Raw genomic sequence first — 657 nt, 5'->3', positions numbered from 1 at the left:
CTTACTAAAATATCTGGAACTTTCGTAGTTTCTTCTACTTGTGCCAATGCAGGAACATATACTAATACTTGGACAGCTAAAGATGTATGTAACAATACCTCAACTGTATTCACTCAAGTTATCACGATTCAAGATACAACTGCTCCTACTTGGACAACTGCTCCAACGGCGCTAAATGTAACACTTCAATGTAGCGATACTGCTGGTTTAACTACTGCTCAAGCAACTGCTCCTCTAGCTACTGATTCTTGTGGTGGAACGGTTACTTATACTAAGGTGAGTGGAACTTTTGTAGCAGGAACTTGTGCCAACTCTGGAACTTATACCAACACTTGGACGGCTAAAGATGTATGTAACAATACCTCAACTGCATTCACTCAAGTTATAACCATTCAAGATACAACTGCGCCAACCTGGACAACTGCTCCAACGGCGCTAAATGTAACACTTCAATGTAACGATACTGCTGGTTTAACCACTGCACAAGCTAGCGCTCCTGTAGCTACTGATTCTTGTGGTGGAACGGTTACTTATACTAAGGTGAGTGGAACTTTCGTAGTTTCTTCTACTTGTGCTAATGCAGGAACATATACAAATACTTGGACGGCTAAAGATGTATGTAACAATACTTCTACAACATTTACTCAAGTTATTACT

At 40.2% G+C, this 657-nt stretch carries 1 protein-coding gene; it reads left to right on the top strand.

Features of this window, described 5'->3' with window-relative positions:
• Positions 1 to 657 (top strand): Ig-like domain-containing protein (locus tag IUY40_RS19205; RefSeq protein WP_317190944.1); only part of this gene is annotated, 657 nt, incomplete at both ends.

The organism is Flavobacterium sp. ALJ2, assembly GCF_015594725.1.
In the GTDB taxonomy this organism is placed as follows: Bacteria; Bacteroidota; Bacteroidia; order Flavobacteriales; family Flavobacteriaceae; genus Flavobacterium.
Note: the sequence above shows the minus strand (reverse complement) of the source record. Positions and strands in the feature narration are given on the sequence as shown.